The sequence below is a fragment of the Nocardioides sp. genome, from assembly GCF_047607365.1.
Lineage (GTDB): Bacteria > Actinomycetota > Actinomycetes > Propionibacteriales > Nocardioidaceae > Nocardioides.
In genome coordinates, this window is the sequence record NZ_JASGDD010000005.1 from 18,222 (window position 1) to 31,147 (window position 12,926).

General features: G+C 71.4%; 19 protein-coding genes and 1 tRNA gene. 10 read left to right on the forward strand and 10 right to left on the reverse strand.

The window, feature by feature from the left end:
• Positions 1-48: 48 nt before the first annotated feature.
• Complete coding sequence (locus QM572_RS00340; RefSeq protein ID WP_415088825.1) at positions 49-645, reverse strand: TetR/AcrR family transcriptional regulator; 597 nt, start codon at positions 643-645, stop codon at positions 49-51.
• Positions 646-742: 97 nt separating this feature from the next.
• Here QM572_RS00340 and QM572_RS00345 point away from each other — a divergent pair, with 97 nt between their 5' ends.
• Both QM572_RS00345 and QM572_RS00350 read left to right on the forward strand, forming a co-directional pair.
• Complete coding sequence (locus QM572_RS00345; RefSeq protein WP_415088827.1) at positions 743-1,627, forward strand: SDR family NAD(P)-dependent oxidoreductase; 885 nt, start codon at positions 743-745, stop codon at positions 1,625-1,627.
• A gap of 49 nt (positions 1,628-1,676) precedes the next feature.
• Positions 1,677-2,309, forward strand: a complete 633-nt coding sequence (locus QM572_RS00350) for an NAD(P)-dependent oxidoreductase (protein ID WP_415088829.1) — start codon at positions 1,677-1,679, stop codon at positions 2,307-2,309.
• Positions 2,310-2,385: 76 nt separating this feature from the next.
• Here QM572_RS00350 and QM572_RS00355 read toward each other — a convergent pair.
• A tRNA-Met gene (locus QM572_RS00355) sits at positions 2,386-2,462 on the reverse strand.
• Between the two features lie 52 nt (positions 2,463-2,514).
• Positions 2,515-2,751 (reverse strand): DUF1059 domain-containing protein, encoded by a 237-nt coding sequence (locus QM572_RS00360; RefSeq protein ID WP_415088831.1) that lies wholly within the window; start codon positions 2,749-2,751, stop codon positions 2,515-2,517.
• 79 nt (positions 2,752-2,830) lie between these two features.
• On the opposite strand from QM572_RS00360, the gene QM572_RS00365 reads away from it, so the two are divergent.
• Both QM572_RS00365 and QM572_RS00370 read left to right on the forward strand, forming a co-directional pair.
• Positions 2,831-3,715, forward strand: a complete 885-nt coding sequence (locus QM572_RS00365; protein WP_415088833.1) for a sigma-70 family RNA polymerase sigma factor — start codon at positions 2,831-2,833, stop codon at positions 3,713-3,715.
• A gap of 7 nt (positions 3,716-3,722) precedes the next feature.
• On the forward strand, positions 3,723-4,505 hold the full coding sequence (locus QM572_RS00370) for a lysophospholipid acyltransferase family protein (protein WP_415088835.1): 783 nt from the start codon (positions 3,723-3,725) through the stop codon (positions 4,503-4,505).
• Between the two features lies 1 nt (position 4,506).
• Here the strand turns inward: QM572_RS00370 and QM572_RS00375 are convergent, their stop codons facing one another.
• Both QM572_RS00375 and QM572_RS00380 read right to left on the reverse strand, forming a co-directional pair.
• Positions 4,507-5,580: a YihY/virulence factor BrkB family protein gene (locus QM572_RS00375; protein WP_415088837.1), complete on the reverse strand. Its 1,074-nt coding sequence runs from the start codon at positions 5,578-5,580 to the stop codon at positions 4,507-4,509.
• A 7-nt stretch (positions 5,581-5,587) separates the two neighbouring features.
• The gene (locus QM572_RS00380) at positions 5,588-5,992 is read right to left on the reverse strand and encodes a YjbQ family protein (protein ID WP_415088839.1); all 405 of its coding nucleotides are present in this window, start codon (positions 5,990-5,992) and stop codon (positions 5,588-5,590) included.
• A 92-nt stretch (positions 5,993-6,084) separates the two neighbouring features.
• On the opposite strand from QM572_RS00380, the gene QM572_RS00385 reads away from it, so the two are divergent.
• Entirely contained in the window at positions 6,085-6,546 is a 462-nt protein-coding gene (locus QM572_RS00385) for a VOC family protein (RefSeq protein WP_415088841.1), read from the forward strand.
• 23 nt (positions 6,547-6,569) lie between these two features.
• Here the strand turns inward: QM572_RS00385 and QM572_RS00390 are convergent, their stop codons facing one another.
• The 4 genes from QM572_RS00390 to QM572_RS00405 all read right to left on the reverse strand — a co-directional run bounded on the left by QM572_RS00390 (position 6,570) and on the right by QM572_RS00405 (position 8,104).
• Positions 6,570-6,959, reverse strand: coding sequence for a DUF5709 domain-containing protein (locus tag QM572_RS00390; RefSeq protein WP_415088843.1), 390 nt, complete (start codon positions 6,957-6,959; stop codon positions 6,570-6,572).
• 98 nt (positions 6,960-7,057) lie between these two features.
• Entirely contained in the window at positions 7,058-7,585 is a 528-nt protein-coding gene (locus QM572_RS00395; RefSeq protein ID WP_415088845.1) for a Dps family protein, read from the reverse strand.
• Entirely contained in the window at positions 7,578-7,862 is a 285-nt protein-coding gene (locus QM572_RS00400) for a hypothetical protein (RefSeq protein ID WP_415088847.1), read from the reverse strand. The genes QM572_RS00395 and QM572_RS00400 overlap by 8 nt, the downstream gene beginning before the upstream one ends.
• A gap of 5 nt (positions 7,863-7,867) precedes the next feature.
• Positions 7,868-8,104, reverse strand: a complete 237-nt coding sequence (locus QM572_RS00405) for a hypothetical protein (protein WP_415088849.1) — start codon at positions 8,102-8,104, stop codon at positions 7,868-7,870.
• Positions 8,105-8,162: 58 nt separating this feature from the next.
• Here QM572_RS00405 and QM572_RS00410 point away from each other — a divergent pair, with 58 nt between their 5' ends.
• Both QM572_RS00410 and QM572_RS00415 read left to right on the forward strand, forming a co-directional pair.
• Positions 8,163-8,540: an ArsR/SmtB family transcription factor gene (locus QM572_RS00410; RefSeq protein ID WP_415088851.1), complete on the forward strand. Its 378-nt coding sequence runs from the start codon at positions 8,163-8,165 to the stop codon at positions 8,538-8,540.
• 1 nt (position 8,541) lies between these two features.
• Positions 8,542-9,519: an SRPBCC family protein gene (locus tag QM572_RS00415; RefSeq protein WP_415088853.1), complete on the forward strand. Its 978-nt coding sequence runs from the start codon at positions 8,542-8,544 to the stop codon at positions 9,517-9,519.
• Between the two features lie 4 nt (positions 9,520-9,523).
• Here QM572_RS00415 and QM572_RS00420 read toward each other — a convergent pair whose 3' ends face one another.
• Entirely contained in the window at positions 9,524-10,684 is a 1,161-nt protein-coding gene (locus QM572_RS00420) for a CDP-glycerol glycerophosphotransferase family protein (protein WP_415088855.1), read from the reverse strand.
• A gap of 96 nt (positions 10,685-10,780) precedes the next feature.
• On the opposite strand from QM572_RS00420, the gene QM572_RS00425 reads away from it, so the two are divergent.
• The 3 genes from QM572_RS00425 to QM572_RS00435 all read left to right on the forward strand — a co-directional run.
• Positions 10,781-11,635, forward strand: coding sequence for an ABC transporter substrate-binding protein (locus QM572_RS00425; RefSeq protein ID WP_415088857.1), 855 nt, complete (start codon positions 10,781-10,783; stop codon positions 11,633-11,635).
• The gene (locus QM572_RS00430; protein ID WP_415088859.1) at positions 11,632-12,468 is read left to right on the forward strand and encodes an amino acid ABC transporter permease; all 837 of its coding nucleotides are present in this window, start codon (positions 11,632-11,634) and stop codon (positions 12,466-12,468) included. Before QM572_RS00425 ends, QM572_RS00430 begins: the two co-directional genes overlap by 4 nt.
• The coding region (locus QM572_RS00435) for an ATP-binding cassette domain-containing protein (protein ID WP_415088861.1) at positions 12,465-12,926 on the forward strand (462 nt) is incomplete at its 3' end. The genes QM572_RS00430 and QM572_RS00435, both read left to right, overlap by 4 nt.

Consider the following 12,926-nt stretch of genomic DNA (forward strand, 5'->3'; position numbering starts at 1 on the left):
TCTCCGTCCGCTATCCCGCCGGCCCGCCCGCGTGGTCGACGAGGGTCGTCAGCACGGACTGCGCCGGTCGATGACCGCGCGCATCGTGCGGCGCCCGCGCTCGAGCGCGGTCCCGGACTCCCCGAGGAGCTGGATCTCCTGGTTGAGGGCCATCGCGACGCCCATCAGGGCGACCGCGTCGTCGACGGCCTCGACGTCGGATCGGCCGGCGGCCCGGAACTGGTCGGCGAGGAACCTGCGCCATCGCCCGACCGCGTCGCGCGTGGCGTCCCGCAGCTCGCCGGGCCGGCCGTCCAGGTCCACCGAGACGGCGGTCACGACGCAGCCCCCACGGAAGGGGCAGTGGGTGAGGTAGGCGAGCCACCGCTCCACGATCACGCCCAAGCGGGCCGGCCCCGCGTCGTGCTCCAGGCTCGGGAGCACGACCTGGTCGACGAACTCCGCTACGGCGACGTCGAGCGCTTCGCGCAGCAGCGACTCCCGCGACGCGAACGGCCCGAGGGCGCCGGAGCTGCTCAGTCCGACATCGCGGGCGATCGACCGCGTGCTCACGTGGCTCAGCCCCTCCGTGGAGGCGCGATCGACGACCGCATGCAGGATCCGCTCACGCGTCAGCGCCGCGTCCGTCGCACTACTCCGGGGCATGGCACCAACGATAGCGGACGACTGGCCGCTATTGACCGCATGTCGGATGGCGGTCTAGCGTTCGAGACGAATAACGGCCATGTGAGAGGTAAATCGGATGACGCTCGACGGGAAGCGGATCCTGCTGACCGGAGCGTCGTCCGGGGTGGGACGCGAGGCCGCCCTGCTCCTGGCGCGCCGGGGCGCGCGCCTGGCGCTGTCGGCCCGGCGGGAGGATCGGCTCACGGCGCTCGCCGAGGAGATCGGTCGGGACGGCGGCCACGAGGCCCGCGTCCTGACCGCCGACCTGAGCCTCCGTGGGGAGGCCGTCCGACTCGCCGATGCCGCGCTCGAGGTGCTCGGTGGCATCGACGTCGTGATCAACAACGCCGGCACCACGATGCAGGCGCTGACCTGGATCGGCGCCGATCGCGACGAGGCGCGGGAGATGTTCGAGACCAACGTGTGGAGTCAGGCCGCGCTCGTCGCCCGCATCGCACCCCGGATGATCGAGCAGGGGAGCGGCACGATCGTCAACGTCGGCTCGATGGCGCGTGTCGCGCCCTACCCGCATCTGGGTCATTACGCGGCCTCCCGTGCCGCGGGCATGGCGATGACCCAGATGATGGGGGTGGAGCTCCGGCCCCACGGCGTACGCGTGGTCGGGCTGGACTTCGGTGCGATCGACTCCGCCGCGTCCTTCGAGGTGCGCGGGATCCGCGGCATCGAACGCTGGCTGGAGGGACCGCCCGGCCTGGGCACCATCGAGGACGCGGCGGCCGCGATCGTCCGTGCGGCCGGTGCCGAGGCACCCGGCCTCGCCTTCTATCCGGCCGCGCTGCGATGGATCGACCGCTTCCCCGTGCTCGGCCGTCGCTACCTCCGCCGCCTTGCCCGGGGCGCCGACCTGCACGACACCACGCTCCGGTACGCCGGCACGCAGGGCGACCGCGCCCTGCAGCGCGAGCGCGAGGAGTGGGACGCCGCTCATCCCGACGGATGAGCTCTGGCCCGCCCGCCACCATCGACCCCGCGAAACGAACAGGAACGACATGAGGCTCGCGATCTTCGGCTCGACCGGCATGGGCGGCGGCGCGGCCGTCGCCAAGGCCCTCGACCGGGGTCTCGAGGTCACGGTCCTCGCCCGCTCCGAGGCCAGCGCCGCCAAGGCCCCTCCGGGGGTGCGGGTGGTGCGCGGTGACGCCCTCGACCCCGTCGCCATCGCGGAGGCACTGGACGGCGTCGACGCCGTGATCCAGTACCTCGGCGTCGGCGGCCTCGGGGACGGCCGGCCCAACGACCTGGTGCCCAGCGCCACCCGCCTCATCGTCGAGGAGATGCGCGCTCGGGGCATCGAGCGCATCGTGTGCGCGTCCAACATGGGACTGCCCGACTCCGGCGCCTTCGTCTTCCGGCGCGTCCTCGTCCCGCTGTTCGCCCGCCGGCTCCCGCCCATCCTCGACGCCAAGGTCGAGATGGAGGCGGTGCTCGCGGCCAGCGGACTCCGGTGGACCGCCGTCCGGCTGCCCGCCCTCAAGCGCGGTCCCGACCGCCGAACGCTCAAGACCGATGCCACCGGACGCGCGACCGGCTACTCCATCGCCGTCGGCGACGCCGCCGACTTCATGCTGGACATCATCCAGACCCCGGCGTACGTCGGCTCGGCGGTCGGCATCTCCAACTGACGGCCCCACTCCCGGGGTCGGGTGATGGTGGGTCACAAAACAGATCGAGGCCAGACGATGTCTGGCCTCGATCTCCTGGTAGCGGGGACAGGATTTGAACCTGTGACCTCTGGGTTATGAGCCCAGCGAGCTACCGAGCTGCTCCACCCCGCGTCGGTGAACAGAACGTTACCTGTCGTACGGGGAGAACCCAAATCGGGGGCGGTCAGGCCTCGGGGAGGGCGGCGAAGCGGCGCTTGACGTCGTTGTACCAGCCCATCGATCGCTTCGGGTGGAGCCAGCGGCCCTTCATCTCCTCGCGGGCGGGGACGTGGGCGGTGTCGCCGGCCCTGACGACCTCCTTGAGGTGCCTGTCCTGGGCCTTGATCACGTCGTCGGCGGTCTCGCCGCGGTGGGCGAGGGCGCAGGGGCCGCCGAGGTCGTGGCAGGTCATCGTCTTCATCTTCTCTCTCCTGGCTGTCACACCGGCCGGTCCGGATGCGTCACAGTGATGACGGTGCGCGAGGGGAGAGTGTGACCACATGGCGACGGACGAGCAGCTGAGCGTCGGGTTCGAGGCCGAGCGGGAGCGGCTGGTGTGGATCGCGACCCGCATCCTGCGCGACCCCGACGGCGCGCAGGACGTCGTGCAGCAGGCATGGCTCCGGCTGCACCGTACGCCGGAGGGCATCGACGATCTCCCGGCCTGGCTCACCACCGTGACCTCCCGGCTGTGCCTGGACCGGCTGCGCGAGCGCACCCCGGTCCCGGTGGAGACCCTGCCGGACGAGGCCGCGGGCACGGGCAGCGGCGCTGGCGCCGACCCGGCCGAGGAGGTCGCGCTGGCGGACACGGTGGGCATCGCGCTACAGGTCGTGCTCGACCGGCTGACGCCCGCCGAGCGGGTCGCGTTCGTGCTGCACGACAGCTTCGGCGTGGACTTCCCGAGCATCGCCGCGATGCTCGACACCTCGCCCGCGGCCGCGCGCAAGCTCGCCTCCCGGGCGCGGGCCAAGGTGGCGCTCGGGGCACCGAGGGACACCCTCGCCGACTGGCAGGTCGTCGACTCCTTCATGGCGGCGGCACGCGAGGGCGACTTCGCCCGCCTGCTGCGGCTGCTGGCCCCCGACGTCGTGGTGGAGGCCGACGCCGCGGCGGCGGCGATGGGCACGCCGGAGCGGATGGAGGGTGCCGAGGAGGTGGCCGCCTTCTTCAACGGCGGGGCGTCGGCCGCGTTCCCGGTCTTCGTCGGGGACCGGCCCGGTGCGGCCTGGATCCACCGGAGCGAGGTCAAGGTCGCCTTCGACTTCACCGTCGAGCACGGCCGGGTCTCGCGGCTGGACTTCCGCGCCGCCGCGGACGTTCTGGCGAGCGTTCGCCGTCGCGTCGACGGGCAGCCGAGGGCGGTGGTGATCGAGGGGACATAATGCCCGGGTGGACCTCGCCTACCCCCTCGTCATCAAAGCCGCCCGTGCCTGGTTCAAGCTCGGAGACATCGACATCCGGGCGACCGGCCTGGAGCACATCCCGGACACGGGAGGAGCGCTGCTGGCGGTCAACCACCTGTCGTACGTCGACTACATCATCCACGGCTACCCGGGTGCGGAGAAGGGCCGGCTGACCCGCTTCATCGCCAAGAAGGAGGTCTTCGACAACAAGATCGGCGGCCCCGTCATGCGGGCCTTCAAGCACATCGCGATCGACCGCGCCAACGGCGCGGAGGGCATGAAGGTCGCGGTTGAGCAGCTCCATGCGGGCGAGCTCGTGGGCATCTTCGTCGAGGGCACCATCTCCAACAGCTTCCTGATCAAGGACGTCAAGACCGGTGCCGCGCGGATCGCCGCGGAGGCCGGCGTGCCGCTCATCCCCGTCGTCGTGTGGGGCACCCAGCGCATCCTCGCCAAGGGGCGCAAGCTCGACCTCTCCCGGCACAAGACGATCGGCATCGCGGTCGGCGAGCCGATGCATCTCACGGGGGAGGACCCGGTCGCCGAGACGGCCGATCTCAAGTCGCGGATGGAGTCGATGCTCGACACCCTGATCCGCGAGCACCCCGCCGACGAGCAGCCGCCGGGATCGTGGTGGCTCCCGAAGGCGTACGGCGGCACGGCTCCCACGCTCGAGGAGGCCGCCGCCGCGTACGCCGAGGAGCGCCGTCTCCGCGAGGAGCGCCGTCAGGCCAAGCGCGGGGACAGGCGCCCGGACGCGAGGGCCTGACTCACTCCTCCTCGCCGTGGCTGCGACGCAGCTCGCGGCCCTGCTCGACCATCTCGCGGCGCTTCTCGTCGTTCTTCTCGATGACGCGGTCGTCGCGCACCGGTAGTTGGAGATGCTCCTCGGCGTGGATGCCGGCCTGCAGCTCGCGCCCGCGCTCGAGCTCGGAGTCGAGCTCGGCGCCGAAGAGGAGCGCCACGTTGATCAGCCAGAGCCACAGCAGGAACACGATGACGCCGGCGAGCGAGCCGTAGGTCTTGTCGTAGGAGGAGAAGTTGGCGACGTAGAGACCGAACGCCACGGAGGCCACGACGCAGACGAGGATGGCGACGAACGCGCCGACGCTGATCCAGCGGAACCTCGGCTGCTTCACGTTGGGCGTGGCGTAGTAGAGCAGGGCGACGATGGCCACGACCGCGACGAGGATCACCGGCCACTTCGCGATGCCCCACACCAGCACGGTCGTGTCGCCCAGCCCGACGGCGTCGCCGACGGCGCGGGCGGCCGGCCCGGTGAGCACGAGGGCGAAGGCGACCAGCGCGACGAGCACCACGGTGACGAAGGTCAGCAGCAGCATGAGCGGGCGCAGCTTCCAGATCGGGCGCCCCTCCTCGACCTCGTAGACGCGGTTCATGGCCCGGCCGAACGCCCCGACGTAGCCGGACGCCGACCAGAGCGCCGCCAGGATGCCGACGGCCAGCGCGATCCCCGCGCCGCCGCCCTGCGCGAGATCCTCCAGCGTCGGCCGGACGGTGTCGACCGCGGAGGAGGCACCGAGGTCGTCGAGGATGCCGAGCAGGGACTCGACGGTCTTCTCCGGGTTGGAGACGAGCCCGATGAGGGAGAGCAGCGCGATCGCCGCCGGGAAGAGCGAGAGCACGGCGTAGTAGGTCAGCGCGGCGGCCAGGTCGGTGCACTGGTCGTCGGAGAACTCGCGCCACGTCGAGCGGGCGATGTAGAGCCACGAGGGCTTGGTGAGCTCGGTCGGCGACTCGGGCTTCTCCGGCGCGTCCGCCTCGGGGCGGTCATCCAGTCGATGCGACATGTCCTCGTCGTACCCCTCGCGTCCGCCCGTCATCCCGTCCTCACCCCCGCAGGAAGCTCAGCCGGACCTCGCGGACCGCGTTGTCCACGTTGAGGTCGACCAGGCAGACGCTCTGCCAGGTGCCGAGGGCGAGCCGTCCGCCGAGGACCGGGATGGTGGCGTACGGCGGCACGAGGGCGGGCATCACGTGGGAGCGGCCGTGCCCGCGACTGCCGTGGCGGTGCCGCCAGCGGTCGTCGGCCGGCAGCAGGTCGGCGAGCGCCGCGAGCAGGTCGTCGTCACTGCCGGCCCCGGTCTCGAGGATCGCCAGCCCGGCGGTGGCGTGGGGGACGAAGACGTGCAGCAGGCCGTCGCCGCGACCGGCGGCGAACTCGGCGCAGTCAGCCGTCAGATCGCGTACGACGTCGCGCTCGCCGGTCCGGTAGGCCCGTGTCTCGCTGTCCATGCCCTCATGGTCCCAGCCCGTCGCAGCCGCCTGGCAGCCGCCTCGCGGCCGCCGGCCCGCTTGTGTCCGACCCCCGTGCCACAGTGGGAGACATGAGCCGCACCGTGCAAGTGACGTTCGACGCCCTGGACCCGCGCACCCTGTCGACCTTCTGGCGCGACGCGCTGGGCTACGTCCACCCGCCGCCGCCCGGCGTGGAGCTCGTCGAGGGCGACGAGCCGCTCGCGGCCTGGGACGCGTTCCTCCAGGCGACCGGCGTGCCCGTGGAGCGGCGCAACGCGGCGTCGGCACTGGAGGACCCGGAGGGCCGCGGGCCGCGGATCTTCTTCCAGCAGGTGCCGGAGGAGAAGGCGGCCAAGAACCGCGTGCACCTCGACCTCCGCGTCGCGCCGGGGCTCCAGGGGGAGGAGCGGATGGCGGCGCTGGAGGCCGAGTGCGAGCGGCTGGTCTCCCTCGGGGCCACGCGTCAGCGGCGGTTCGAGCCCGACCCGCCGATGAGCATGGGGTTCATCGTCATGCTCGACCCCGAGGGCAACGAGTTCTGCCTCGACTGAGCGGGCGACCGCTCCGTCGGGGCTCAGTCCTCGATGACGTGCATCGTGGCCTCCTCGGCGCTGGCGCCGGCTCCGTCGATGCCGACGTCGGAGGCGACCTCGTCCTTGTCGACGTCCTCGCGCGACCCCTCGTCGGGTGCCACGAGGCGTCCCGACCGCTCGTCCCCGGCGGCGGAGTCGGCGGGGTCTCCGGACTCCTCGGCGTCCACGTCGTCGGTGTCCAGGCCGGCGTCGACGTCCGGCTCCTCCTGGGCGAGACGCTCGTCGAGCGTCTCGCCCTCGCGCTGGCCGGCAGGGGTGGTCGCCTTGTCGTCGACGCCGCGCGGCCGCTCGGGCGGTGAGATCCCCTCGTCGAGGACATCGTCGACGCCGCGGTCGTCCAGGGTGTCCTCGGGCTGCAGCTGCTCGGGCATGGTGACTCCTTCGTCGGCGGGGATGGATCACGGCCGCGGGCCCGACCTGACGACTCAGGGCGGGCCCGGGGAGGAGAGAGGGAAGCGGGGAAAAGGGGTCAGGACGTGCTCGACGCGCCCTCGCCGAGGCTGGACAGGTCGTCCGGAACGGTCGTGCCCTCCGGCGCCTCGGCCGGCTGCTCGAGGTGGGCACGGACGAACCAGTCGAACTGCTCCAGCTCCTGGATGTGGCCGATGATCAGGTCCTGGGTCACCAGATCGAGGTCCTCGAGCTCCTCCATGGCCTTGCGGTGGTCGTCGATGACGCCCTTGTAGACGTCGGAGAGCGCGCGCAGGTGCTGCTGCGTGGTCGCGCGACCGAGCGAGTAGTCCTCCCACGAGCGGGCCTTGACCAGCGCGCCGGGCGTCCCGACGGGGATGCCGCCGAGGGCGGCGATCCGCTCCGCGAGGGCGTCGGCCTGGAGCCGGACCGCGTCGACCTGGGGGTCGATCATCTCGTGGACGGCCACGAACTGCGGCCCGACGACGTTCCAGTGGATGTGCTTCAGCGTGAGCTGGAGGTCGTTGTCCGCGTGCAGGCGGTCCTGCAGGAGGGAGACGATCTTGTCGGCGTTCTTCTCAGGCATGCTGGTGGACCTTTCCATCGATGTCGGCGTCGGCCCAGGTCGGGGACGCCGTGACGTTGCCGGGGGAGGTGCTCGGGAACGGGTCTGCGTCCGAGTCGGAGCTGGGCGACTGCCAGGTGTCCTTCGCCTCGCGGGCGTCGGCCACACGATCGCGCGTGAAGCCGTAGACGGCCTGCGCCGCGCTCCTGATCTCGGCGACGGCCTGCTCACGGGGCCGGCTGCCGAGGTAGTAGCCGACACCGACGCCGGCCGCGAAGGCCTTGACGAGCTTGCTCATGGAACTCACCTCAGTCGGTTGTAGGGATTGGACGTGGCGCCCTCCTGCAGCTCCGCGTAGCGCTCCTCGTCCTGACGGAGCCGCTCCTCGTCGATGCGGCCGAGGCGGCCACGCAGGCCGGTGCGCTGCGGGTCGGCCTCGACGCGCTTGGCGCGACGGGCGTCGACCCACCACACGGCGATCAGCGCCCCGCCGATCACGACGGCGAGCACGACGATGAGGACGGTGGCTGCGGTGGACATGTCGGAGGAGTCCCCGCTGCCGCCGAGGTCATACCCCTCTTGCGCCGGACGCGCGGAGATGATTATCTACAACCAAATGGTTGTAGAACTTGCTCTCACGGACGCCGAGGTCGACCGGGTCTTCCGAGCCCTGGCGGACGCCACGCGCCGCGACATCGTCCGGCGCACGCTGGCGGGAGAGGCCTCGGTCTCGTCGCTCGCCTCGCTCTACGACATGAGCTTCGCGGCGGTGCAGAAGCACGTCGCCGTCCTGACCGAGGCGGGCCTGGTCACCAAGCAGGCCCGCGGACGGGAGCGCCTCGTGCGTGGCAACCCGGACGCCATCCGGCGCGCGCAGGCGCTCCTGGACTCCTACGAGCAGATCTGGCGTGGCCGCGTCGCGCGGCTCGACGCCCTGCTCGACGAACCCGACACCCCCACCTCCGAGGAGGGCTGACATGCCCGTCACCACCGTCACCAAGGACCCCGAGGCACTGACCATGACGGTCGTCGCCGACTTCACCGCGCCACTCCGCCGCCTCTGGGACGCGTACGCCGACCCGCGCTCGCTCGAGCGCTTCTGGGGTCCGCCGGGGTGGCCCGCGACGTTCACCCGGCACGACGTCGCCGTCGGCGGCCTGAGCCAGTACGTCATGACCGGGCCCGACGGCGAGGCCTCCGGCGGCTACTGGGAGTGGCTCTCGGTCGACGAGCTCAAGGGCTTCGAGGTGCTCGACGGGTTCGCCCTCGCCGACGGCTCGCCCAACCGGGAGATGCCGGCGATGCGCATGGTCTTCAGCTTCGAGGCGACCGACGGGGACGGGTCCCGGGTCACCACGACGACGTACTTCCCGTCGTTCGAGGCCATGGAGCAGCTCGTCCGGATGGGCATGGAGGAGGGCATGCGCGCCGCCATGGGACAGATGGACGACGTGATCGCCGACCTGACGTCGTACGCGGCCGGCAACGGCGTCGAGACGCAGATCCTCTCCGACACGCTCGTCCGGATCACGCGGGTGATCCGTGGCTCGGTGGAGGACGTCTGGCGTGCCCACCACGACCCCGACCTGTTGCGGCGCTGGCTGCTCGGGCCCGACGGCTGGACGATGCCGGTCTGCGAGGTCGCGACGGGCGTGGGGGAGGGCTACCGCTACGAGTGGGCTCCCGCGGAGGGCACGGCCGGCGATCGCTTCGGGTTCACCGGCGAGCTGCTCGAGTCGCTGCCGCCGCACCGCACCGTCACCACCGAGGCCATGATCGGCATGGACGGCCCGTCGACGCTCAACGAGCTGACGCTCACCGCGGTCGACGGCGGAACCCTGCTCTCGCTGGTCATCACCTACCCGAGTGCCGAGCTGCGGGACATCGTCCTCGGCACCGGCATGACCACCGGCATGGAGACGTCCTACCGGCGGCTGGAGGGGCTCCTCGCGTGATCGTCTAGGCCGTGACGGCGGTGTCGGCCTCTGGGTCGATCCCGGTCAGGCGGTCGCGCAGCTCGCACAGGGCGGCGATCTCGGCGTGGAACCGCTGCGTCGACTCGCCCACCCGGACGTCGTCGAAGTAGTGGTGCCGCATCGCGGCCCGCGCGATCCGGTGCTCGTCGTGGGCCAGGCGCGCGGTGAGCAGCTCGGTGAGCGTCGCCATGTCCTCGGCCTCGAGGACGTCGGCGGCGCGGCTGACCGGCACCTCGCGGCGCAGGGTCTCGGGGTCGTGGTGCCGGTCGGTGATGAGGATCGGCTTGTCGGTGCGCAGGTAGAGCCAGTCCAGGCCGACCGAGGAGACGTCGGTGACCATCGCGTCGCAGCGCGGCATCACCGCCAGGATGTCGCCCTCGAGCACCGCCTCGTGACCGGCCCCGGGCTCGGCGGCGGCCGCCGCGGCCAGCACCTCGAGGATCGCGCGGTGGCCCGCGGCGATCTCGGGCGTCTCCGACGTGGTCACCTTGGGGTGCGGCTTGTAGACGAGGCGCACGTCCGGAACGGCCAGGATCGCGCGGGCGATCCGCTCGCCGAAGAGGCCGACCGAGGTGTAGTCGTTGTACTCCGCGTCGCCCTCCCAGGTGGGGGCGTAGAGCACCGTGCGGCGCCCGGACGCGGAGACGTCGGCGATGATCGGCTCGGGCTGCAGGTCCAGCTGCGGCCGGCCGATCCGGACCAGCTTCGTGGCGTCGAACTCCAGCAGGCCGCCCTCGATCCGCTGCGCGGCCGCCTCGCCGGCGACGAACACGCGGTCGTAGGCCTTGGCGTTGTTGGACACCATCGACTGCTTGTCGGACTCGCCGTGGTTGATGTGCACGTGCAGCATCCGGTGGTCGAGCAGCGAGTGGAAGTTGCGCATCGAGTTGTTGCAGTAGACCGCGACCTTCGCGTCCAGCTGGGGGTAGAGCTGGTGCATCTCGTCGAAGTCGGGCACGCAGAAGACCGGCAGGTGCGTGCGCTCCGCCGCGATGCCCGCCGTCTCCGGATCGCGGGTCACCACACCCACGGAATGCGTCGTATCAAGCCCCTCGAGCACCGGGATCCACTGCAGAAGCTGGTAGATCCGGGTCGGGTCGTCAGCGAAGTAGGCGATCACGTCGACGTGAGGGGGCTTCAGCACGGACGGATCGTAAGACCAGATTGTTTCGGGCACCTACCGGGTGCCGATCTTCGCTCCGGGTTCGTCTCGCCGGTTCTCATCTGAGACGATGAAGTCATGCGTTTGACTCGACTTCTTTCCGTTCTCACCTCGGTCGTTGCGGTGACGGCGCTCGCCGCGTGCGGCAGCGACACCGACGGCGCCGCGGACGCCACCAGCACGGCGAGCGGCACCGCCGCCCTCGACACGCTCACCGCGGGCAAGCTCACCATCGCGACCGGCGAGCCGGCGTACTCGCCGTGGGTGGAGGACGACAAGCCGGAGTCGGGCAAGGGGTTCGAGGCCGCGGTGGCGTACGCCGTCGCCGACAAGCTCGGCTTCGCCCATGACGACGTCGTCTGGGTCCGGACCACGTTCGACGCCGCGATCGCGCCGGGGCCGAAGGACTTCGACTTCAACCTCCAGCAGTTCACGATCAGCGCCGACCGCAAGAAGGCCGTCGACTTCTCCAGCCCCTACTACACGACCGCCACCGCGATCGTGTCGATCAAGGGCAACACCGGGGCCGACGCCACCGACCTCGCCGGCCTCAAGGACGCGACCATCGGCGGCGCGGTCGGCACCACCTCGATCACGCTCGCCGAGTCCGAGATCGACCCGAGCCACGACGTCCAGACCTACAACAGCGTCGAGGACTCCGTCGCGGCGCTGAAGGCCGGGCAGGTCGACGCCATCGCGGTCGACCTGCCGACCGCGCTCTACCTCGCCAACGCCGAGCTCGACGACGGCGTGGTCGTCGGCCAGCTCCAGGGCAGCGACGGCGGCGACGAGTTCGGTCTGCTGCTCGCCAAGGACTCGCCGCTGACCTCGCCGGTGACCGAGGCCGTCGACGCGCTCCGCGAGGACGGCACCCTCGACGAGCTGGCGACCACGTGGCTCACCGACGCGGCGGGCGCGCCCGTCCTCCAGTGACCTCGGATCTCGAGCTCGGGCGGCGCCGCTACCGCACCGCCCAGCGGCGTCGCTCCCTGCTCGTCAGCGTGGCGAGCACGCTGCTCTTCGCCGGCGTGGCGTGGCTCGTCATCACCACCAGCCCGGGCTGGAAGGACGTCCGCACCTCCTTCTTCGACGTCGGCTACGGCTGGGACGTGCTGCCGGAGATCCTCGAGGGCCTGTGGCTCAACGTCCGCGTGCTCGTCGTGGCCGCGGCGGCGGTCGCGGTGGTCGGCTCGCTCGTCGCCATCGCGCGGACGACGCGCGGACCGGTGCTCGCGCCGGTGCGGTTCCTCGCGGCCGCCTATACCGATCTCTTCCGCGGGGTGCCGCTCCTGATCGTGCTCTATCTCGTGGGCTTCGGGATCCCCGGGCTCGGGCTGACCGGCCGGGTGCCGTCGTACGTCTGGGGGACGATCGCGCTCGTGATCACCTACGGCGCCTACGTCGCCGAGGTCTTGCGCGCCGGCATCGAGGCGGTCCACCCCTCGCAGCGGCTGGCGGCGAGGTCGCTGGGCCTGAGCTACGGCCAGACCCTGCGCGTCGTCGTCCTGCCGCAGGCGGTGCGCAAGGTGACGCCCGCGCTGATGAACGACCTCGTGTCGATGCAGAAGGACGTCGGCCTGATCTCGGTGCTCGGCGCCGTCGACGCCGTCCGCGCCGCCCAGATCGAGGTCTCGAGCACCTACAACTTCACGCCGTACGTCGTCGCCGGACTGCTCTTCGTCCTGCTCTCGTGGCCGTTCATCCGGCTCACCGACTGGCTCACCGCCCGCGCCCGCCGTCGTGAGCAGATCGGTGGCGTCGTGTGAGCACGCTGTCCCTGCTCGGCATCGAGAAGCGCTTCGGCGACCGGGTCGTCCTCGACGGCGTCACGATCGAGGTGGCCGAGCACGAGGTCGTCGTCCTCATCGGCGCCTCCGGGTCGGGCAAGTCGACCTTGCTCAAGACGATCAACCTGCTCGAGCCCATCGACGACGGGCAGATCCTGCTGGCCGGTGAGGACATCAGCGACCCCCGCGTGGACGTCGACGCGGTGCGCGCCCGGATCGGCGTCGTCTTCCAGCACTACAACCTCTTCCCGCACCTCTCGGTGCTCGACAACGTCACGCTGGGGCTGCGCCGGGTCCGTCGCACCGGCCGGGCCGAGGCCGAGGCGCGGGGCCGGGAGCTGCTGGGCCGGATCGGGCTCGCCGAGCACGCCGGCGCCTACCCCGACCGGCTCCTTCATGCTCATGCGGAGACGGGCGAGGTCTTCCTCGGCATAGAA